Raw genomic sequence first — 20,552 nt, 5'->3', positions numbered from 1 at the left:
TTTTTTATAATACCCCCTTCTACACGCCCCGCGCCCGCATTGTCAGGCCATGGAGCCGCCGCACCGTTTTCGGCGCGGCGGACAGAAGCAGCAGATACACCTTCTGCTTTGCCGTCAGATAGGGGGAAACCACCGTATCGGCGGCATGCCTGCGGCAGTATTTTTTTACCGCCGTATAAAAGCTATCCTCCCGCACCATAAGTCCCACCGGGATATGCAGCAGATAATCCAGCCGCTGATACAGGCCGAAGCGCACCGCTTCCTTTTGCAGCGCCGGATATTTTTCCTCCACTATCCCCTGGACAAAGTCTGCATTCTTCACAATATCCACAAAAACCCTGGAAAAATCATTCCGCTCCTTCCGCCTGGTATTGCTGCCCATGCGGTAATATACATGATAAAGCTGCTGAGGAAGGATACAGACGCCCTCCGTCTCCTGCAAAAGCTCCACCAGCAGGTAAAAATCCTCGTTCAGCTCCCCCTCCGGGAACCGTTTCTCCCCGAAAAGGCTTCGTACCGTCAGCTTGGTACAGAAGGAACAGTCCCCCCTGTGCAGCAGCAGCTCCCGCAGAAAGGCTTCCCCGGACAAAAACGTTACCTCTTCGGGCGGCGTACATACATCCGCCCTCTTTTGCCCGTTTTCATCAATCTCATCCCTGGAAGCCTGGACGATGCTGTAACCGCCCGCCTTTACCTGTTCCATCAGCCTTTCATACATATCCGGCTCAATAAAATCGTCGCTGTCCACAAATCCCAGATATTCCCCACGCGCCTTTTGCAGCCCTAAATTCCGGGCGGAGGAGGAGCCGCCGTTTTCCTTATGGAACACCCGGATCCGCCCGTCCCGTTCCGCCAGCCGGTCACACAGCGCCCCCGTGCCGTCGGTGGATCCATCGTCCACCAGCAGGATTTCCAGGTTCCGGTAGGTCTGGGCGCACACCGAGCTCACACAACGCTCCAGACAGTCCATGATATTATAAATCGGGATGATGACAGTGATAAGCGGATTCTCATTCTTCATACCGATCTCCTTCCCGGCCAGATGACAGGGGCGATGGAAAAAGGCCCCTCTGCGGGCGGCTCCACCCTTCCCTTCTGCCAGTTTTCATAAAAACGCATACACTGCGCGGCCGCATTTTCCGCATTCCACAGAGAACAGATGGTGTCGTAGGCCCTGCGTCCCATCTGCCGCCGTTCCTCCTCATGCTCCATCAGATAAACCACCGCCTCACGGAACTGCTCATAGCTTCCTTCCCGGTAAATCATCCCGTTCACACGGTTTTCAATGAGATACGGCACCGCGCCCGGCTCCGAATTCGCCACCACAGCGCAGCCGCTGTTCATGGCTTCATTCACCACGGCGCCCCAGCCCTCCAGATGATTGCTTGTAAAAAGATGGATATGGCACTCCTCCATCTTCTTTCGCACCTCACCCGGCTCAAGAAAGCCGTACAGAACGACCCGGTCCGAGAGGCCTTTTTGTTCGATTTCGCCCTTCAGCTGATCCTCCAGCTCCCCGCTGCCGATAAAATGAATGCGGTAATCCAGCCCCTTTTCCCGCAGATCCTCCGCCAGCCTCACCACAAATTCCGGGTGCTTTAACGGCATCATCCGGCCCGCCCAGACAATCTGCACCGGCCCATCCTCAGCTTTTCGATCCTCCGGTCCCTTCCCATCGTAATGTCTGGTTTCCGGAAAGTACCCGAACCGGAACCGTTTCCCCGGATATGCATGAATCAGTGAAAAATCCGAAGCCACATATGCGCCCGCGCAAAGCAGATAGACCGGCTTGTTCCTGTACCGGATGTGTTCTTTGTATTTATGCGCCAGCCCCCTGGGAGAAACCGCCTTCCACTGCCCCTCCCGGTAAATCCGTTCGCTGATGCGTATGGCCGGCTTTCCGCTGCCAAGCCTTCCGGCAATCAGCTCCTCCTGCTCCATCCAGCCGGCAAGCAGCAGATCACAGTCCCCTATCAGCCCCCTGCAGACCTCCGGTTCTTCATAAAGCAGATGCACATAGGGAATTGACCGGGCGTCCACCGCCCAGCCCATTTTCACCCGCTCCTCCTCCATAGGCTCCGTCTGTATAAACGTAAAATCCTCCCCCAGCTTCCGGTAAAGGCAGTCGCAGAAAGGAATCTGGTGATGGTTGATGTAATTGGAAATAAAGTTAATTTTCATGAACGCTCCCCCGGTTAATCATATCCCGGTATATCCCCATCAGGACGGCATAATTTTCATCCCCGTCGTGATTACGTCCGGCCTGCTTCGCCGCTTCCCGGGAAAGGCTGTCCGCCAGCCCGTCATTTTCAAATATCCGGATCACGCATTGGGCCAGCTCATGCACATTGCCTTTCCCAAACAGCAGCGCGCTTCTTTGATCCTCCGCCATATCCGGGATGCCCCCCGTCCAGGAGGCGACGCAGGGAACCCCCAGCAGCATGGCCTCCCCCAGGGAATTAGGGGAATTTTCCAGCGCGGAGGGACAGACGAATACATGGCTGTTCAAATAAGTCTCCTTCATCTGCACATCCGAAAGCTGGCCTAACACGGTAATTTTATCCTCCAGCCCGTTTTCTTCCATCAGCTTCCGCAGATATTTGCCGTAGCCGGAGATTTTCAACTTTTCCTTCAGGCTGCCATAGGCCGTAATACCGATTCCCGCCACGCTGATATGCGCTTCGGGAAATTTCTGCAGGATTTCCGGCATGGCCTGCAGCAGATAATGGAATCCCTTCAGCGGATAATCCCCCTGGCTGGCAAAGATTTCATAGCTCCTGCAGCTGTCCCGCCGCCAGCTTCCCTGGTAAAAACAGGAACGCATGGTTTCGTTCATTTTATGGTAAACAAGCCCCTGATTACATGCAAGGGATCCCTCCCTGTCAAAAACGGTCCGCCCGGTCACATGGCCGCTGCCCTGGAGCACCTGCCGCTCCCGTTCTCCCCGGATACGGAACTTTTCCTGCTGCATACGCAGGCTGTCCTTTCTCAGCAAATCCCGGAAGGTCGTCTTTTTCTGTACGGTTTCCGGCAGATCCGCCATATAGCTTTCTGCGCACGCGCCTATCAGCCCCTGGATCCCCACCAGCGTCCGTTCCGGCCGCTGAAAGCTTCTCACCATGGCCAGCGCATGGGGAAACTCCGTACCGAAAATATGCACCAGATCCGGTTTGAAATCTGCAAGAATTCCTGCAAACCGCTTTTCCATCGCCAAATCATATAGCTCAGGCCTCTTCAGATTTTCCCGGAAGCCATACACGAATACTTCTTTTTCTCCCGCTTCCGGCGCATCCGTCAGCTCCTTAAGCTTTATCCTGCCGCTAAACTGCGAAAGCTCCTCTTCTTCAGAAGGAAAGCAGATGCCCAGCTCCAAATCCTGCTCCTCATCCGCCAGATAACGGTTCAGCGCCCCGGTCAGCCACCCTTCCCTGACGCTGTAGCTGCGCCCCAGCGCGGCAGCCGCCGAAGGAGGACAGATATTGCACAGCCATAACACCCGCAACCGCTTACTTTCTTCCCTCATCCTTTTTTCCTCCTGTAGACCGCAGATTTAACCGCATTATAGCCCTTTGACAATGAAGGGCTTTCCGCGATTTTCGTGCGCAGCGGCGCCAAAGTAGCCAGCATGAGGAAGGAATAGAAGCTTCTTTTCCAAAAGCCCTGATAAAAACGTGTAATCACCCTGTGCTCCAGCGCAGAACGCTTCCGGTTTTCCCTGGTTTCCGAAAAACCGCCTCCCTCGTAGAAGGCCACTGTCACCGGCATATACACAGCCTCCGCCTTCCTGTCATAAATACAGTACAGGAAATGCTCATAATCCGCCCGCACCCGGAAATCCGTATCATATCCCCGCTCCGCAAACAGGCCGGCGTCATAGAAGCAGACCTGATGGCAGGGCACATTCCGGTAACAGGCGAAATCATTCATCCGCGGCGCGGAATGCACCGGACAGTCCTGCAGTTCATTATACTGATCCCCGTAAAAAATATACGGCCTCGTGCGGCACAGGCTTTCTTTCTCCGTTTTTTCGATAAATTCGGCTGTTTCCGACAGCACGCTTCTGCTGTAAAGCCGGTCGCCGCAATTTAAAAAAAGCAGGAAACGCCCCCGGGCCTGGGCAAGCGCCTGGTTCATCCCGTCATAAATGCCCTTATCCGGCTCCCGGAAAAAACGGATTCTGCTGTCCGCCGGCAGTTCTTCCAGCTTCTCAACGGAGCCGTCCGTAGAGCCTCCATCCTTAATTATGATTTCAAAATTCCCATAGTCCTGATCCAGCACGCTCTTCAGCGTGGGCACAAGCTTTTCTCCCGGATTCAGCGACACGACCACAATACTAAAAAATAAATGAGCCATTCAACCATTCCTTCTCCGTAAAAATCCAGCTGTGATAGGGCAGCACGCGCACTCCCTCCTGATGGGCCGTAAGGAGGAAATAGGCAAAATACAGCAGGCAAAAAGCCGCTGTCAGGAAGAACATCACTTTTTTCTTCTTTCCGGCGCCTTTTTTCAGGAGCCGCAAAGCGGACGCGCCCCCAGGCTCCGGCGCCTCATCTGGCATTCCCATTAAAATCCCCGGCACCAGGAGCACATGCGCCGTAATCAGATAGTAGCCAAACCTGGACACAAGAGGCAGAAAGGAAGCACAGGTATAAAGCGCCAGCCCCAGCAGGTTCAGCTTAAAATAAAAAAGATTGGCCCGGTTCTCCTTTATCGTCTCCCGATAGGCGGAAAGTCCCAGCAGCAGCACCGCAGCGCAGCGGATGATGCCCATCAGGCTTCCCTCCAGCCCGGTTTCCTTCTGCAGATATACCGTGTTCTGGTAGGAAGGATACAGCCACAGCACTACCTTCATCCAGAACCCCTGAAACAGCGGGAGGCTGACCGCGAATGCCGCTCCCAGAGCCACCTGCCATTTTTTCCAGGGAAGCGCGGCGATTAGATAAAGGGGAATGACTACCAGCACCGATTTATGGAACAGCGCCGCCAGTAGTATAAGCAGCACGAATTTACTGTATTCCCGTTTCAGCACATAGCGGAGGCTGTACAGCGTAACCGCCAGCACAAAATAATAACGCACCGTATTGAAGGTACGGAAATACAGGCCAAGCAGCATAAACAGAGCAAAGGATAACGTAAAATCCACGCTCTGATCATACATGGCCTTCAGGAAAATTACCGCCGTAACCACCGCAAACAAGCCGAAAACAAGCAGGTAATTCTCCCCGCCGGAAAGCAGGAACAGGAAACGTACCAGCCAGTTGAAGCCCGGCTCCGTCACCACATAGCCTCCCACATAGATCTCATGGAAGATGTTCACATAATTTCCGTAATCATTTCCCACATCAATACGCAGCGCCGCCGTACCTGCCAGCACCAGAAACAGAGTGAAAAGCGCGGCGCAGCTGCGCGCCTGCCGCCTCGTCATCCCCATTCTACCCACTGCTTTGGCACAACAGGAGGCTCTATTCTCTACCAAACATGCCAGCGCGATGGTCACCGCGCCAAGAAGTCCATAAAATATCATCCGCCTTCACCTTCCGTCTCCTGCGGGTAACTGTGCGGTCCCAATTACTCCTGCCGGCCGTTTTTCCTGCGTATTCCCCTGCACATCAGCGAAAATGCTCTGGAAAAGGGCATCTCCTTACACATGACGCCCTTGTGCTTATACAGAAAACGCAGCGCCATAAGCAAAGCGGCCCTGCCATACAGGAAATGATACAGAACCCCTCTGTCATAGAAAAATTTTTCATTATAGCCATGAAACCAGGTGGACGGCCTTCCGTTTTCCTTTCCGATGGTCACCGGCGCCTTATACACCTTCAGCCCCTTCCGGATACATTCCGCTAAAAACAGGCTGTCCTCGCCGTTGCTGTACCTGGCCCCGCCCCCGAAAAGCAGGGAAAATGTCACATTGGCTTCATGAAGCTTTTCCGTCCTCGCCGCAAAGCTGTAGGTCGGATACCTGCCGCAGTTGTACCAGCGTACCCTTCCGTACGTATCAATGTGATAGGTAGCCCGATCCTGGGGCACCTCCATATCAAAAAGGATCATGTCCGCCTTCGGATTTTTTTCAAATTCCAGCGCAATCGCCCGCGCCGCTCCCGGCCGGTAAACGATATCCTCATCCGCGAACACACACAAATCCCCGTCCGCACGCATCAGACAGTTGTTCCTGGAAAGCCCCACGCCGCGCTCCGCAAAGCTGTAGCATTTCATGGTATGTCCCTGATACATATACTCCCTGTATGCATTTTCATCACACTGATTTACAATAATCGCATCCGCCTGAAGGTTCATACGCTCCGCAAGCGTTTCCACATCCTCCTTCACGGCGGAAACAAGAAACTGCATTTTCATGTCCATTGTTTTCTCTTTCCGGACGCTTTACGTTTTTTCTTCCCGTAATAGGCCCTGAGGAATTTATCATCCGCATCCGTGAGCACAGCGCCCGCGGCTGTGATTCCCAGCTTTTCCAGCTGCGCCGCCAGATGAAAAAGCGCCCTGCCGTTTCCGAATCCACAGGGAACCGCAAGCACCACGCTGTCCGCACTGTGCAGCATGCGCACTTCCTTTTCCCCGAAGGGCCAGGCAGTAACAAAGGTCTCCGCATTTTCCCCCGCCGCGGCTGACAGCAGTTCACCGGCCTCCCGGCAGGACGACGGGACGGCAGAGGCCCCGGCAGCCGCTCCCTGTCCGGTTTCGTGACCCGTTTTTTCCATCTGACCTGTTATCTCCGTCTGACCCGTTTTTCCTGTCCGCCCTGATTTCTCCGTCTGACCTGTCTTTTCCGTCTGCCCTGATTTCTCCATCCGCCCCGTCTGTTTCAGGCAGCTCCCGTCCACCAGGCAGATCCGTTTGCTTCCTTTTAACAGGAATGCCGCGTTCCCTTTCAGTTCCTCCAGATAATCCGCATCCTTCCCCCGGGTCAGGATCCCCAGCACCGGAATACGGAAACGCTTCGCAAAGTCCTCCTCCAGATAAATGGAATCATCCAGAATATAAAAAAATACGAGAACCAGAAAAGAAAGCACCGCACCCAGAATACTGCCGAACATAAAGGCATTCAAGGTTTTTGTTGCACGGGGTACCTGCGTTACAGGCTCCACCGTCCAGCACTGCATCCCGCTAAGCCCCTCGATGGATTTGGCAAACTTATCCAGGCCATACACATAGGCCTTAGCAATTTCCTGAGAAAGCCCGGCATCCTGCGTGGTGATGTACAAGGGCATAATTTTCACATCGTTCATCTGCCCCACGGAAACGGACGCCTTTACCTGGGCCTTGCTGATTCCCTCCGGCAGCGCCTCCATGACAAAATCCACCACCTGGTCGGTCTTCATGATTTCCCCCCAGGTATAAGCATTGTAATAGTCTTCGATTTCCCCGTATTTCTCCTTGTCAAAATAGATCCGGTACTGGGAAAACACCTGATACTCCGGCTTTCCGCCAAGCACCAGCGCCGCAAAGAGATAAATCCCCGCAGCCGCGGCGGCTCCCGCCAGCGCTGCCGCCAGGATAATCCATCCTTTTTTGAAAAGACAGAGGGCAAAACGCTTTCCGTCCATGCCCTCCTGCCAGAATTTTTCTTCTCTCATTATTTATTGTCCTCATCGGATTCCGACTTTATCGCCGTGATCTGTGTGGATTCCACACCCTCGGTGCTTTCCGCCTTGAAAAGGATCTTCAGCGTAAGCAGCATCAGCCTGATATCCAGCCATACAGTATAATTTTCGATATAGGTCAGATCCAGCTTCAGCTTGTCATAGGGAGTCGTATTGTATTTTCCATAAACCTGCGCGTAACCGGCCAGGCCTGCCTTCACCTTCATGCGGAACGCAAATTCCGGCATTTCCTCCATATACTGGGCGATGATTTCCGGCCGTTCCGGACGGGGACCGATAAAGGACATTTCCCCTTTCAGTATATTGATAAGCTGCGGAAGCTCGTCAATCCGGACCGCACGGATGAATTTCCCCACCGGTGTGATACGGGAATCATTTTTGGCGGCAAGCCTAGCCACGCCGTCCTTCTCCGCATCCACTCTCATGCTGCGGAATTTCAGGATTTTGAATTCCTTTGCATCCCTGGTGCAACGTATCTGCTTATACAGGACCGGACCGCCGTCATAAAGCTTGATTACAATGGCCGTAATCAGCATGAAGGGCGAAGCGAGCACCAGCAAAATCAGCGCGCACACAACATCGATGCAGCGCTTGAAAATCTGCTGCTCCACGGTGAGCGCAAATTCCCGGGTCAGAAAAATCGGCGTGTCAAAAAGATGCAGCTGTTCGGATCCCTTGATGATAACATCCGGAATTTTAGGCATCATATAAATACGGACGGAGCGGCTGTAGCAGTACTTGATCAGCTTATTCCTCACCGCCGTGGGGATGTCCCACAGAACCACGCCGCCGTAGCCCTTTTCCACCTCGTCAAGAATCGCGTCGGCTCCGGCTGAAATGTTCATACATTTTACAATATTATACTTGTCCTTGCGGCTGGCGAATTTACGCTGGATATCCTCCGTGGGACGATCGCCGTAAATCAGCAGCAGCTGCCTTGGCGGGAAAAGCTTCCTGTAGATACGGTAGGACAGCCAGGTATAAAATGCGCCGAACACAATCTGCCCAATAAGCGTCAGCAGCAGCGGAACCGGAGGAATCAGCCAGCCGTGGATCATCGCCATCTGCAGATAAGAAAAAACATTGGTGCAAAGAAGTGCGAATACCTGGGAACCAAAAACCTCCATGGGCTTCTGATATCCAATCCTCAGCCCGCCGTAGGTCTTCATAAACAGGAACAGAACCACCAGGTAAAAAGCAAAAATCAGAAGATGTCCCTTAAAATAAAGCTTCGTATCATGCCTGATAATCACCGGATAATAATAACCGAAATAGGCTATGACATATCCTCCCAGCATAGCCAGCAAACCAATATATGACAGTAGCAAAATCAGCAGTCTTTTTCTGGATTCCTTCTGATTCATCGTTTCTCCTTCAGCAGCTCCCTGGGGCTGTTGTGCTTCTTCACAGCCGCAGTTCCTTTTCTTTTGTATAGTATGCCCTTATTTCATACGCTTTGTGCAGCGTGGCAGCAATCGTTAATAGTTTACCATACCTAAACTCTCCTTGCAACCGCGCGCCACGCCCAGAAGCAGAAGTGCCATGCGCTCACAGGCAGGGAAAGCTTCTCCTGTTTCCGGTACAGATGCCAGATCCGCCGGATGGCTTCCAGCTTGTTGGAGGAGAGGGAGCTTGTGGGCCTTCTGTAAACCGCCAGGTTTTCATCCAGGCCATAGGCAGTATAACCGTTTCGCAGAATCCTCCACCATGTGGCGGTATCCTCGCTCTTTACCCGGGGCATGCTCACCAGATCCTTACTGATTTTTTCCAAATCAAAGAGGACTGTGGTTGTAAAAATCACAGTTCTGGACAGCGCTTTTTTATAGGTGAGGGTTTCCGGCACATGGACTACCTTTCCGTTCCCCACGCCCTCACTGTCTCCGAATTCATATCCTGTAAATGCAAAAGCAGCCTGCTTTTCCTTTAAAAAAGCAAGCTCTTTTTCCAGTTTTGTTTTTATCCATAAATCGTCTGCATCCAAATAGGCCAGATATCTGCCCTCAGCCAGCGCAACACCCCTGTTTCTCGCCGCTGCCGCTCCCTGGTTGCCCTCCTGCCTGACCGGACGGATTCTTGCATCCTCCCCGGCAAGCCTTTGGAGAACCTGAAAGCTGTCATCCGTGGAACAATCATCCACCGCAATCAGCTCCCAGCTTGTACAGGTCTGCTGCCGTACCGTTTCCACTGTTTTTTCCAGATACGCTGAAGCGTTGTAAACAGGCATGACAATACTTATTAAATCATTCTTCATTACAGCTCTTCCTTCACCAGATAAATAGGCCGCTTCTTCACTTCCATATAGGTTTTGGACAGGTACTGCCCCACAATCCCCAGACAGAAAAGCTGCACGCCGCTGACCATGCAGATAATACATACCATGGAAGGCCAGCCGCCCACCGGATCTCCTATCGCCAGCGTCTTAATCACAATAACAAGAATCAGCAGAAATGCCACAAAACAGAACAGAACCCCCATAAAGGAGGCCAATGCCAGCGGAACCGTGGAAAAAGCAGTGATGCCGTCAAGCGCATAAATGAACAGCTTCCAGAAATTCCACTTTGTTTCTCCATGGGCGCGCTCCACATTTTCGAACTCCAGCCATTTGGTGGAATATCCCACCCAGCCGAAAATCCCTTTGGTAAACCGGTTATACTCTGTCATCTGAAGAATGGAGTCAACCACCTGCCTGGTCATCAGTCGGTAATCCCTGGCCCCATCCACAATTTCCGTTTTGGAAATCCGGTTCACAAGGCGGTAAAACATCCGTGCAAAAAAGGAACGGATTGGCGGTTCTCCCTTTCTCGTCACCCTTCTGGTTGCCACGGAATCATAACCTTCTTTTATATATGAAAACATATCCGGAAGCAGGGACGGCGGATCCTGCAGATCCGCATCCATCATAACCACATAATCGCCCTTCGCTTTCTGCAGCCCCGCATAAATAGCGGATTCCTTCCCGAAATTCCGGGAAAAGGAAATCAGATGCACCCTCTCATCCCTCTTCCTTAAGTCCTTAACTTCCTCCACAGTCCTGTCTTTGGAACCGTCATCCACATACAGGATTTCCAGTTCCAGCCCTTCTTTTTCAAAAAAAGGGGTATTTTTCATCAATTCCTCATAGAAACAATCTACGTTTTCCTCTTCATTGTAGCATGGGACAATGACGCTCAGTAAACTCATGGGTATTCCTCCTGACGTAACCGGCCGCTTGTCCTTCTGCACAGCAGTAAGGCAGGCAGCCTTATTAAGCTTCCGGCTCCAGCGGCCCGTCCATACGTATACGGTCCGCTATCCGGGCTATGTATTCGCTGTTTGTCGGCCTTACCGCCCCGGAAGCGGCGCTGTAGCCGAATAAATCCTCGAATACGGCCGGGTTTCCTCTCTCCCAGGAAACCTCTATGGCATTACGGATCGCCCTTTCCACCCGCTGGATATTGGTATGGTTGTTTTTTGCAATACCGGGGTAGAGAAGCTTGGTTACGCTTCCTACCAGTTCCATATCCAAAGCAGTGAGAACAATGGCCTCCCGCAGATAATAATATCCCCTCAGATGAGCCGGCACTCCCAGCTCCAGCATGAATTCCGATACGTAGCGTTCTATCTGTGCCTGCGTTAAATTTTCCGTAACCATTCTTCTCCTCCTGATGTCCGTGCGTGACGGTAACTGTTCAGTACCTTCACAGTTACAGCCAAAATCCGGCCTGTATCACCTTTGGCGATGGATTTCGGCACTCCTGAATCACTTTCTTACAGTCAGCGCAACAGGTGCGCAGACCTGCTTAAAGGTAGTTTTTTCCAGGTCCATCTACAATGATATCACGGTATCACCGGAAATAGAATGATTAGCGATCGAGAAATTTCGCGCTACAGATACGAATTTTCTCCTTTTTCCGACAGGGCCTCCACGATCTCTTTCACTCTCTGCGCCTCGGCCTGCGGGCATACCAGAACGGCTTCCCCGGCCTGCACAATGATCAGATCCTCAACGCCTACGGCAGCGATCAGCTTGTCTACAGAATACGCGGTACAGTTCCTGCTGTCAAGAAGCAAAGTTTTTCCCACGGTCAGATTTCCGTTTTCATCCCTGCTTTTCAGCGCGTCAAAAGCGTCCCAGCCGCCCACGTCGCTCCAGCCGAAATCGCCTGTCAACATGAGCACATGATCCGCCCTTTCCATAATGCCATAATCCACGGAAATCTTCGGGATTGCAGGATAAACCTCCCACAGAAGCGCTTCCTCTCCGGGAGTGCAAAAGCCCTCCGCCAGCTTCATCAGGCATTCGTAAATATCCGGGAGCAGTTTCTTATAATAAGAAAGGATGGTGGAAGCCTTCCAGATAAACATGCCGCTGTTCCAGGCATAGCTGCCTGCCTCCAGGTATCCCCTTGCCGTTTCCTCATCCGGTTTTTCCACAAACTCCTCTACCTTGCGGTACGCTTTCCCTTCCACCGCAGTGCTCCGGATATAGCCGTAGCCGGTAGCGGCAAAGGTGGGGCTGATGCCGATGGTCACAAGAGCGTCCGTTTCCTCAGCGGCCTTTACCGCTTCCTGCAGCGTTGCCTGGAACCCTTTTTCATCCCTGATATAAGGATCGGAGGGCACCACGCACATGATGCCGTCGCCGTACTTTTTCAAAATGGTTATGGCCGCATAGCCGATACAGGCCGCCGTATTCCTCGCCGCCGGCTCCGCCAGGATATGATCCGCCTTCACCCGTCCTGCGGTCTGCGAAAGCATCACCTCCGTCTGCGAGGCATTGGTCACAATAAAAATATCGTCCTTGTCCGCAACGCCCAGAAGCCGGTCCACAGCCTCATTCACCAGCGTTTCCCTGCCGGACAGGTTCAGAAACTGCTTGGGCAGCTTTTTCGTGGAAAGCGGCCACAATCTGGTGCCTCCGCCCCCGGCCATTACTACTCCGTATGTTTTCATGTCCATTCTCCATTCTTAACCGGTAACGGCTCAGATAACCGGACCGTTACTTTAACTGTTCGTTTACGGCTGCCGCCATTTCTTTAAAATTCCCGCAGCTCCATGCTGCCGTCAATTACAGCCTTGCCGCCTCCACATTTTCCCTGAACCAGTCATAAGCCAGCCTTACGCCTTCCTCCAGCTCAACCTTATGTGTCCAGCCCAGCCCGTGCAGCTTGGTCACATCGGTAAGCTTCCGGGGCGTTCCGTCAGGCATGGCGCTGTTCCATACGATTTCACCGGTAAAGCCCACCGTCCTGCGCACGGTCTCCGCCAGCTCCTTAATTGTAATCTCTTTGCCGGTGCCGATATTTACATGCTGCTCACCGCTATAATTTTCCAGAAGGAACACACAGGCATCCGCCATATCATCCACGTAAAGGAACTCGCGCAGGGGAGTCCCGGTGCCCCACAGCTCCACCGTGGACGCGCCGTTCACCTTTGCCTCATGGAACTTCCGGATCATGGCGGGCAGCACATGGCTTCCCTTCAGATCATAGTTATCATGGGGGCCATACAGATTCGTGGGCATACAGCTGATAAAATCATCGCCGTACTGCCTTTTATAAAATTTGCACATTTCCAGCCCCGCAATTTTGGCAATCGCATAGGCTTCATTCGTTTCCTCCAAAGGTCCGGTGAGAAGCGCATCCTCCGGAATGGGCTGGGGCGCCATTTTCGGATAAATACAGGTGCTTCCCAGAAAAAGCAGCTTTTTTACATGAAAATCATGGCAGCATTTAATGACATTGCACTGAATCTGCATATTTTCATAGGCAAACTCCGCAGGCGTGGTATTATTGGCATTGATTCCGCCCACCTTCGCAGCGGCCAGTACCACCACATCCGGCCTTTCCTTTTCAAAAAAATCCCTTACCTGCGCCTGGCTTGTCAGATCAAGCTCCCTGTGTGTCCTGCCGATCACATTTTCATAGCCCTTTGCCTGCAGGTTCCTCACGATAGCGCTGCCCACAAGTCCCCGGTGACCCGCCACATATATTTTATCTGATTTTTCGATTGTACTCATTGTGCATCTTCCTCTTTTCTATTCTCGCGGAAGCCATACCTGATATCTCCCGCATGCTCTCCTTCTCCCCGCAGCTCAATATTCTGGATCCTGGGGGAGGAAGGGAATTTATCATATCCAATCTGCCCGCCGTCCGCAGGCACATAAACCGTCACACCGTCCACATCATAGGTGACAGCGTCAAAGCTTCCATAGCCCTGCTGCCTCACATAATAAGGCTCCCCCGCAGACGCCGCCATGCCGCCGGCCAGGCCCACAGCCTTAAATATAAGGAACAGGAGGAAACCGGCTTCGAATACATAATATCCGTACCGGCTGCCCTTTTCAATTTTCCCCTGCACCCATGTATAACAGCAGCCCAGCACCGCCATAGGCAGCGCCAGCACATAGACATAACCATAACGCACCAATGGCGCGGAAAACTGCCAGAAAAAATAACCTGTTATCAGGACCGCCGCATACAAAATCCAGTCCCAGGGAAGAATTTCGTCCGCCTCCGGCCTGTTTTCCTGTGTATCCTTTTTCTGTATCTCCTTTTCCCGTGCCCTGTTTTTCCGTTCTTCCAATCCTGCTTTCCATACTCTCAGGCCCGCTCCCACAATGGTTACAGCCCCCAGCCCGGTGCATGCGGCGCTTGCCGCCACCCAAAGCTTTTCCAGCCCCTTCAGGGAAGCAAACCACTTGCCCGCCCAGCCGGAAAACGGCGTGTCATACAGATTTACATCATAAAGCAGTCTGGCAAACACCTGGATCTCCTTGGAATCGCAATCCGCATAGCCCTTTTCGATTTTCCAGTCCACAGGGAACAGATCCAGAAAAGTAAAAGGATAAAACAGCCAGCCGGAAATCAGCACGCCCCGTATCAGCCAGGGAAGCGCAATCCCAAAACCAAGCCCCAGATACAGCCCGATTTCCTTCCACCTTTTTTCCCACAGCAGCTGCACCGCAGGCTTGAGCACCAGCAGCAGAATCACCGCCGCCGACAGCTTCACTGTAACCGTAAATACAAGAAGCAGGGAAAGCAGGGCATAGGGCGCCGCCTCCTTTTCCCCGCTCTCCAGCAAATCCAGCCAGTCAATCAGGATAAAAAGCAGCAGCAGCATGGCAAAATAATCCGACGCCGGCGACACCATCTCACCAAACAGCACAGTCAGATAATAGATGCCTCCCACCCTTACAAAGTCGGAGACCCTCACCTTTCTGCGCGCCGCCAACGTCCGGATCCCGCTGCACTGGATACCCACCAGCAGCGCCAGAAAACCCTGCACCGCATGGATTCCCCCCGGGAACAGGCTTCCTCCCAGCCACCGCATACTGTAAATCGCGCACAACGGAAACGCCGCGCTGTTATAGGCAAACCGGCTGTGCAGGTTACCCAGCCCCGGAACCACGCCATACTCCTCGATCCACCGTATGGCCTGGGCATGATACAGCCCGGTATCCACATGCATATACCCTCTGGAGGTCCCATAGGCCATCAGCAGGACCAGTCCCGCCAAAAACACCACATACCCCCTGCTGCGTTGACCGGCCCTTTCCCGCCAATAAACAGCCAAAGGCCGGCGACAGACCACCGCAATGACCGCACACGCCGCCACCAACAGCACATTTGCCCAAAGCCCCACTCCCGCAAAAAGGCTGAACACCTGGGAATATACCGTTACCGCCGCAAGCCCCGCCATCAGGACCGCCGTCATCTTCCGGCGGACAGCACCCGTCCCGCCTCCGGGCGCCCTGCCGGCCGCCGCGCCGCCCCTTTCAAAAGGCAGCAATACCGCAAAGCCAATCAGAAATGCCGTAACGAAAATATATCCCCAGTTGAACAGCACAGTTAACATAAAATCCTACTTTCTGTTTTTAAATTCCTCACAGCCCACGCCGACAACGGCCTGCATATCCGCATCCATCATCATAGCCACAAGGCCTTTAAAATCCACTTTTCTCTTCCAGTTCAGTTCTTTCTCCGCCTTGGAACAATCTCCCCAGAGGAACTCCACCTCCGCCGGACGGTAAAATTCAGGATTTACGTCCACAAGCAGCCTGCCGGTCCGGGAATCATAACCCTTTTCATTCACCCCGGTCCCTTCCCAGCGGACAGTAATGCCCACCTCCTGGAAAGCCGCCTCCGCAAATTCTCTTACCGTATGGGTTTCATTCGTAGACAGCACATAATCCCCCGGCTTATCCTGCTGCAGCATCAGCCACATACCTTCCACATAATCCCCTGCAAAGCCCCAGTCCCTCTTGGCATTCATATTCCCCAGGGAAAGCTTCTCCTGCTTTCCTGCCAGAATATTGGCAATGGCCAGCGTAATCTTCCTGGTAACGAAATTCTCGCCCCTTCTGGGTGATTCATGATTAAACAGAATCCCGTTACAGGTGAACATATTATAAGACTCCCTGTAATTCACCGTAATCCAGTAAGAATACAGCTTCGCCACACCATAAGGGCTCTTGGGATAAAAAGGCGTTTTCTCACTCTGGGGAGCCGTCTCCGGCAGCCCGCCGAACAGCTCGGAGGTAGACGCCTGATAAAAACGGCACGGCCCCCCATTGATCCGAATGGCCTCCAAAAGCTTCAGCGTACTCATTCCTGTAGCATCCGCCGTATATTCCGGGACCTCAAAGGAAATACCAACATGAGACTGCGCCGCCAGGTTATACACTTCGGTAGGCTTGATTTCCGCCATCAGCCGCATCAGTCCGCTGGAATCCGTCGTGTCCGCATAATGAAGAAAGAATTTAACATTATTATAGGGGGAATGAATCAGATGGTCAATCCTGCTGGTAACAGAAATACTGTGACGCCTCACCAGGCCATGCACCTCATACCCCTTCTCCAATAAAAACTCCGCAAGATAAGAACCATCCTGCCCGTTAATCCCTGTAATCAATGCAACGTTATTCATACTGTTTACCTCTCTGTTTTTAATCTATTAGGCTTATTTTGCTGTGACTGCAAAAGAATATACCACTTAATTTTCCTCATTACAATTTACTATCTTGCCCACAAATAGTAATATATTGCTATCTGGTGGGGATTGCTTTATAATGTAGGAGGGTTGTTGAGGGAGGAATTGTGAGCCCTGTGGCGGCGGGGGGTTTGGGGGCGGGAGGAAGGCGGAGGCGGCGGGCTGGTCTTCGCGGTCGGGCTTAAAAATGGGGGATTCCTAACTGTTGCTTTTTCCCGGAAACGGTCTGGTCGGCTTGAACTCCTCGCAGACGACTGGCGTCGTCTGTTCGTCAGACAAAGCCTCCCGGGCAGACCGTTTCCGGGAAAAAGCAGCAGTAAGGAATCTCACCATTTTTTCGCGACTCCCTTGCAGACCAGCCCGCCGCCCCCGCCTTCCTCCCGCCCCCAAACCCCCCGCCGCCACAGGGCGCCAAGTTCCTTCTCAATAGCCCAGCAGAATAAAGCAATCGATAGTAATATGGAAAAAGTTTCTTTAGCGAAAGTGTACCTTGGTTTTTAATCTTTTATCATTTGTTTTTTAGTCCTTTATTTTTTGTCTTTTATCTTTTTAACCTTACGGACTGCGTAATGTAGTGGGCTTTGAGGTGAGTATCGGTTTCCCGGGCGCCTTCCCGGGCGGGGGTGAGGGGATGGTGTGTGGGCCGGGCGGGGACATGGGGCTGGGGGAGGGCTGTTTCTGCTGCGGCCTCTGTTTCCGGTCCCTGATTCTGTAAGGGAGTCACGAAAAAATGGTGAGATTCCTTACTGTTTCTTTTTTCCGCAGCCAGTCTGCCCGGGAGGCTTTGTCTGACGAACAGACGACGCCAGTCGTCTGCGAGGAGTTCAAGCCGACCAGACTGGCTGCGGGAAAAAGAAACAGTTAGGAATCCCCCATTTTTGAGTTCGACCGCACAGAACAGGGACCGGGAACAGAGGCCGCAGCAGAAACAGCCCTCCCCCAGCCCCATGTCCCCACCCGGCCCACACACCATCCCCTCACCCCCGCCCGGGAAGGCGCCCGGGAAACCGATACTCACCTCAAAGATATCCCCCACCCAAAAGGAGGTTTTATGGTTATGGGGAAGTCTTTGTCGGATCGTGTGTTGGCGACGCCTTCTGCTTATGCAAGGCAGCATTATCTTTATGTGCAGGAGATCGGGACGCTGACGAGTATGGAGCCGCATATCAGCTCCAGGGAAAATATCAGTTCTTATCTTTTTCTGACGGTAATTCAGGGGGAAGGATATCTGACTTACCGGGGGAAGAAGCATTTTATCCGGGCGGGGGATTGTGTGTATATCAACTGCCGGAACCAGTATGCCCACGAAAGTACGGCGGAGCATCCGTGGACTTTGATGTGGGTGCATTTTAACGGGAATGGGGCGGATGATTTTTATAAGGCTTATCAGGAACAGGATCGGGGATCGATTTTTCATCCGGCCAATGCCGCGGCCTTTACGGATAGTTTAACCGACCTTTTCGGTTTGATGCAGGAGAAGCCTTCTTTGATGGAGCTGAGCGCGCATAAATATCTTACGGATTTGATTACGCTTTGTTTTCTGGAAAACAGGGCTGAGGCCGGGGAGGGAAGGGAGCTTTCTCCGAAGCTGATGCAGGTGAGAAAGTACCTGGAGGAGCATTATCAGGAAAAAATATCTCTGGAGGAGCTGTCGGGGCTTTTTTTTATTAGTAAATATCATCTTTCCAGGGAATATAAGAAGAAGTATGGGATTACGATTGGGAGTGATTTGACGGGGCGGCGGATTTCCCATGCCAAGTCACTGCTTCGTTTTTCGGACAGCTCTATTGAAGAAATCGCGTTGTTGTGCGGATTTGCGGACGCGGGATATTTTATTAAGGTGTTTAAAAAGGCGGAAAATATGACGCCGTTGGAATATCGCCGGAAATGGTAGGCAGGGGAAAGGAATTCGTGGTAAAATAGTTGCAGCCTTGAGGGCACAGGGCGGCGGGATTTCAAAGGTATTGTTTGGATTCGGGAAAGGATTGTGTATGAATAGTGTGAAAGAAAGGCTTCCTTTTTTGCTGGAGGGTTATCTGGCTGCTTTTGCTTTGGCGAATATTGGGGGAATTGCGACTACGAATATAATAACTCTGGTTCTTTTTCTGTTGTGTTTCCAGTTTTTCAAGTATGCTGCCGGCAGGGAAAGGGAGTGCGCGCTTTCTGAGGAGGGGAAGAAGCTGGTTCATGGGCGCAGCGCGGGGAAGCGGCGGACAGCGGCGTTGGTCCTGGGTATTTTTTATACGTTCTGTTATGTTGCGGCGGCGCATGGGGAACTGACCGGGACGTTGGAAAACGGGCTGTTCCGGCTGATTTATCTGGGTCTGACGGCGGCGGGGCTGTTTTTGCTGTTTTTCAGGGGCTGCGGGGTTTTGTTTTTGCTGCTGGAGAAGCGTTCGGAGCGGATCCGGAGAATTGTGGAGGGAAATGCGAAGAAAGCCGGGACGGGGCAGGCGGACGGAGTGAAAAATTCAGGGCAGCCGTTCTGGCTGATTTTCCTGCTTCTGCTGGCATGCTGGTTTCCCTGGTTCCTTTATGATTTTCCCGGGGTCATGACGCCCGACAGCTTAAGCCAGTTCAGCCAGGCGGGCGGGCTTATCGGGTACAGCAATCATCATCCTTTTGTGCATACGCTGCTGATTCAGCTGTTTACCTCCCTGGGGAATGCGGTATTTCATGATGTGTATGCGGGGATTGCATGTTATACAGTTTTTCAGATGATTGCCATGGCTCTGATCGTTACTTACGGGCTGCAGGTTCTGTTCCGGCGCGGCGCGGGGAAAAAGCTGTGCTTCTGTTTCCTGCTTTTTTATGCCCTGGTGCCTTATAACGGGATTTTTGCGGTGACCATGTGGAAAGATATTCTTTTTTCCGGGCTGTTTCTTCTGTTCGTGCTGAGCGTTTACCAGCTGCTGCCGCTCTGCTGCGAAGGGCGCAGGTTTGGAGAGAGGCCCGGGCTGCTTGTTTTGTTTGGCATAAGCGGCGTCCTGGTGTGCCTGATGCGCTCTAACGGGCTATATGCCTTTGTGTTTTCCATGCCTTTTCTGGTATATGCCTTCCGAAGGCATTGGAAGATAATCTTACCTTTGCAGGTTTTGGTACTGGCTGTTGTGTTCCTGGTAAAAGGGCCTGTCATGGAGGCCTTTGATGTGGCGCAGCCTGCGTTTTCCGAATCGCTCTCTATTCCGGCCCAGCAGATAGCGCGGGTGGTTTATGAAGGAAGAGAGCTGTCCGGGGAACAGAAGGAGCTGCTGGGAAAAACCGTGGAATATTCGGTAATTGCGGATTATTATCAGCCGGAGCTTTCCGATCCGGTGAAGGCGCTGATCCAGTATGGGCATCCGGAATATCTGGAGGCGCATAAGGGCGAGTATCTCAGGCTCTGGGTGCAGCTGGGGCTTAAATATCCGCTGGATTACTGGAATGCTTTTGTGGATCAGACGAAGGGCTACTGGTTCCCGGATGCGCCGGGCCTTCTTACAAATGAAGGGATTTCCCCCAATGAACTGGGCCTGTCCTGGCAGCCTGTGCTGCGCGGTCAGGCTGTGACGAAAATTGTGGAGATCCTTTCCAAGCTGTATACTATTTTCCCGCTCTACGGACTGCTTTACAGCATCGGCACATTTACCTGGGCGGCTGTGTTCCTGTTTGCCAACTGTCTGTTAAATGGGAAAAAAGAGAATTGGATTCTGTACCTGCCGTTCTTTGCCGTCCTTCTTACGCTGTGCGCCGCAACACCGGTGGCGTCCGACGTAAGATATGCCTACTCGCTCATTCTGTCCATGCCGCTGCTGATACATGCAGGGCTTGAGATCGCCGGCCCCGGACCGGAAGCCAATGCCAAAAAAGCGGACCGGAAAGAAAACAGCAGGCAAAAATCTCCGTTCCAAAGAAATAAGTAATTACAGATATCTGAAAATCACGAAATGAAAGAAGCTGCAGTACTGTTTGCGAGTACTG

At 52.6% G+C, this 20,552-nt stretch carries 17 protein-coding genes; 2 read left to right on the top strand and 15 right to left on the bottom strand.

Annotated elements, in window-relative coordinates:
• Positions 1-19 precede the first annotated feature (19 nt).
• The 15 genes from FYJ45_RS05325 to gmd form a co-directional block, all read right to left on the bottom strand.
• Positions 20-1,021 carry a glycosyltransferase family 2 protein gene (locus FYJ45_RS05325; protein ID WP_154463767.1) on the bottom strand — a complete coding sequence of 334 codons (1,002 nt, stop codon included), beginning with the start codon at positions 1,019-1,021 and terminating at the stop codon, positions 20-22.
• Complete coding sequence (locus FYJ45_RS05320; RefSeq protein ID WP_154463766.1) at positions 1,018-2,181, bottom strand: glycosyltransferase family 4 protein; 1,164 nt, start codon at positions 2,179-2,181, stop codon at positions 1,018-1,020. Before FYJ45_RS05320 ends, FYJ45_RS05325 begins: the two co-directional genes overlap by 4 nt.
• Positions 2,171-3,523 (bottom strand): glycosyltransferase family 4 protein, encoded by a 1,353-nt coding sequence (locus tag FYJ45_RS05315; RefSeq protein WP_235930590.1) that lies wholly within the window; start codon positions 3,521-3,523, stop codon positions 2,171-2,173. The genes FYJ45_RS05320 and FYJ45_RS05315 overlap by 11 nt, the downstream gene beginning before the upstream one ends.
• Positions 3,520-4,353, bottom strand: a complete 834-nt coding sequence (locus FYJ45_RS05310) for a glycosyltransferase family 2 protein (protein ID WP_154463765.1) — start codon at positions 4,351-4,353, stop codon at positions 3,520-3,522. The genes FYJ45_RS05315 and FYJ45_RS05310 overlap by 4 nt, the downstream gene beginning before the upstream one ends.
• Positions 4,334-5,524, bottom strand: a complete 1,191-nt coding sequence (locus FYJ45_RS05305) for an EpsG family protein (protein ID WP_154463764.1) — start codon at positions 5,522-5,524, stop codon at positions 4,334-4,336. Before FYJ45_RS05305 ends, FYJ45_RS05310 begins: the two co-directional genes overlap by 20 nt.
• A gap of 44 nt (positions 5,525-5,568) precedes the next feature.
• Positions 5,569-6,363 (bottom strand): glycosyltransferase family A protein, encoded by a 795-nt coding sequence (locus tag FYJ45_RS05300; RefSeq protein WP_235930589.1) that lies wholly within the window; start codon positions 6,361-6,363, stop codon positions 5,569-5,571.
• Complete coding sequence (locus tag FYJ45_RS05295; protein ID WP_154463763.1) at positions 6,354-7,595, bottom strand: YveK family protein; 1,242 nt, start codon at positions 7,593-7,595, stop codon at positions 6,354-6,356. Before FYJ45_RS05295 ends, FYJ45_RS05300 begins: the two co-directional genes overlap by 10 nt.
• Positions 7,595-8,986, bottom strand: a complete 1,392-nt coding sequence (locus FYJ45_RS05290; RefSeq protein WP_021636702.1) for a sugar transferase — start codon at positions 8,984-8,986, stop codon at positions 7,595-7,597. Before FYJ45_RS05290 ends, FYJ45_RS05295 begins: the two co-directional genes overlap by 1 nt.
• Before the next feature lie 131 nt (positions 8,987-9,117).
• On the bottom strand, positions 9,118-9,873 hold the full coding sequence (locus tag FYJ45_RS05285; RefSeq protein ID WP_154463762.1) for a glycosyltransferase family 2 protein: 756 nt from the start codon (positions 9,871-9,873) through the stop codon (positions 9,118-9,120).
• Positions 9,873-10,802 carry a glycosyltransferase family 2 protein gene (locus FYJ45_RS05280; RefSeq protein ID WP_154463761.1) on the bottom strand — a complete coding sequence of 310 codons (930 nt, stop codon included), beginning with the start codon at positions 10,800-10,802 and terminating at the stop codon, positions 9,873-9,875. Before FYJ45_RS05280 ends, FYJ45_RS05285 begins: the two co-directional genes overlap by 1 nt.
• Before the next feature lie 64 nt (positions 10,803-10,866).
• Positions 10,867-11,253: a sporulation initiation factor Spo0A C-terminal domain-containing protein gene (locus tag FYJ45_RS05275; RefSeq protein WP_021636699.1), complete on the bottom strand. Its 387-nt coding sequence runs from the start codon at positions 11,251-11,253 to the stop codon at positions 10,867-10,869.
• Between the two features lie 233 nt (positions 11,254-11,486).
• Positions 11,487-12,554, bottom strand: coding sequence for a mannose-1-phosphate guanylyltransferase (locus FYJ45_RS05270; RefSeq protein WP_154463760.1), 1,068 nt, complete (start codon positions 12,552-12,554; stop codon positions 11,487-11,489).
• A 115-nt stretch (positions 12,555-12,669) separates the two neighbouring features.
• Positions 12,670-13,620, bottom strand: a complete 951-nt coding sequence (locus FYJ45_RS05265) for a GDP-L-fucose synthase family protein (RefSeq protein ID WP_154463759.1) — start codon at positions 13,618-13,620, stop codon at positions 12,670-12,672.
• A complete protein-coding gene (locus FYJ45_RS05260) occupies positions 13,617-15,458 on the bottom strand; it encodes an LIC_10190 family membrane protein (RefSeq protein WP_154463758.1) in 1,842 nt (613 codons plus the stop codon). Before FYJ45_RS05260 ends, FYJ45_RS05265 begins: the two co-directional genes overlap by 4 nt.
• Before the next feature lie 6 nt (positions 15,459-15,464).
• The gene (gene gmd, locus FYJ45_RS05255; protein ID WP_154463757.1) at positions 15,465-16,529 is read right to left on the bottom strand and encodes a GDP-mannose 4,6-dehydratase; all 1,065 of its coding nucleotides are present in this window, start codon (positions 16,527-16,529) and stop codon (positions 15,465-15,467) included.
• Positions 16,530-17,649: 1,120 nt separating this feature from the next.
• Here gmd and FYJ45_RS05250 point away from each other — a divergent pair.
• A complete protein-coding gene (locus FYJ45_RS05250; protein WP_162162442.1) occupies positions 17,650-18,486 on the top strand; it encodes a helix-turn-helix transcriptional regulator in 837 nt (278 codons plus the stop codon).
• Positions 18,487-18,583: 97 nt separating this feature from the next.
• Positions 18,584-20,494 carry a DUF6020 family protein gene (locus FYJ45_RS05245; protein ID WP_154463756.1) on the top strand — a complete coding sequence of 637 codons (1,911 nt, stop codon included), beginning with the start codon at positions 18,584-18,586 and terminating at the stop codon, positions 20,492-20,494.
• The last annotated feature ends 58 nt before the right edge of the window (positions 20,495-20,552 follow it).

Source organism: Eisenbergiella porci (assembly GCF_009696275.1).
Classification (GTDB): Bacteria; Bacillota; Clostridia; order Lachnospirales; family Lachnospiraceae; genus Eisenbergiella; species Eisenbergiella porci.
Note: the sequence above shows the minus strand (reverse complement) of the source record. Positions and strands in the feature narration are given on the sequence as shown.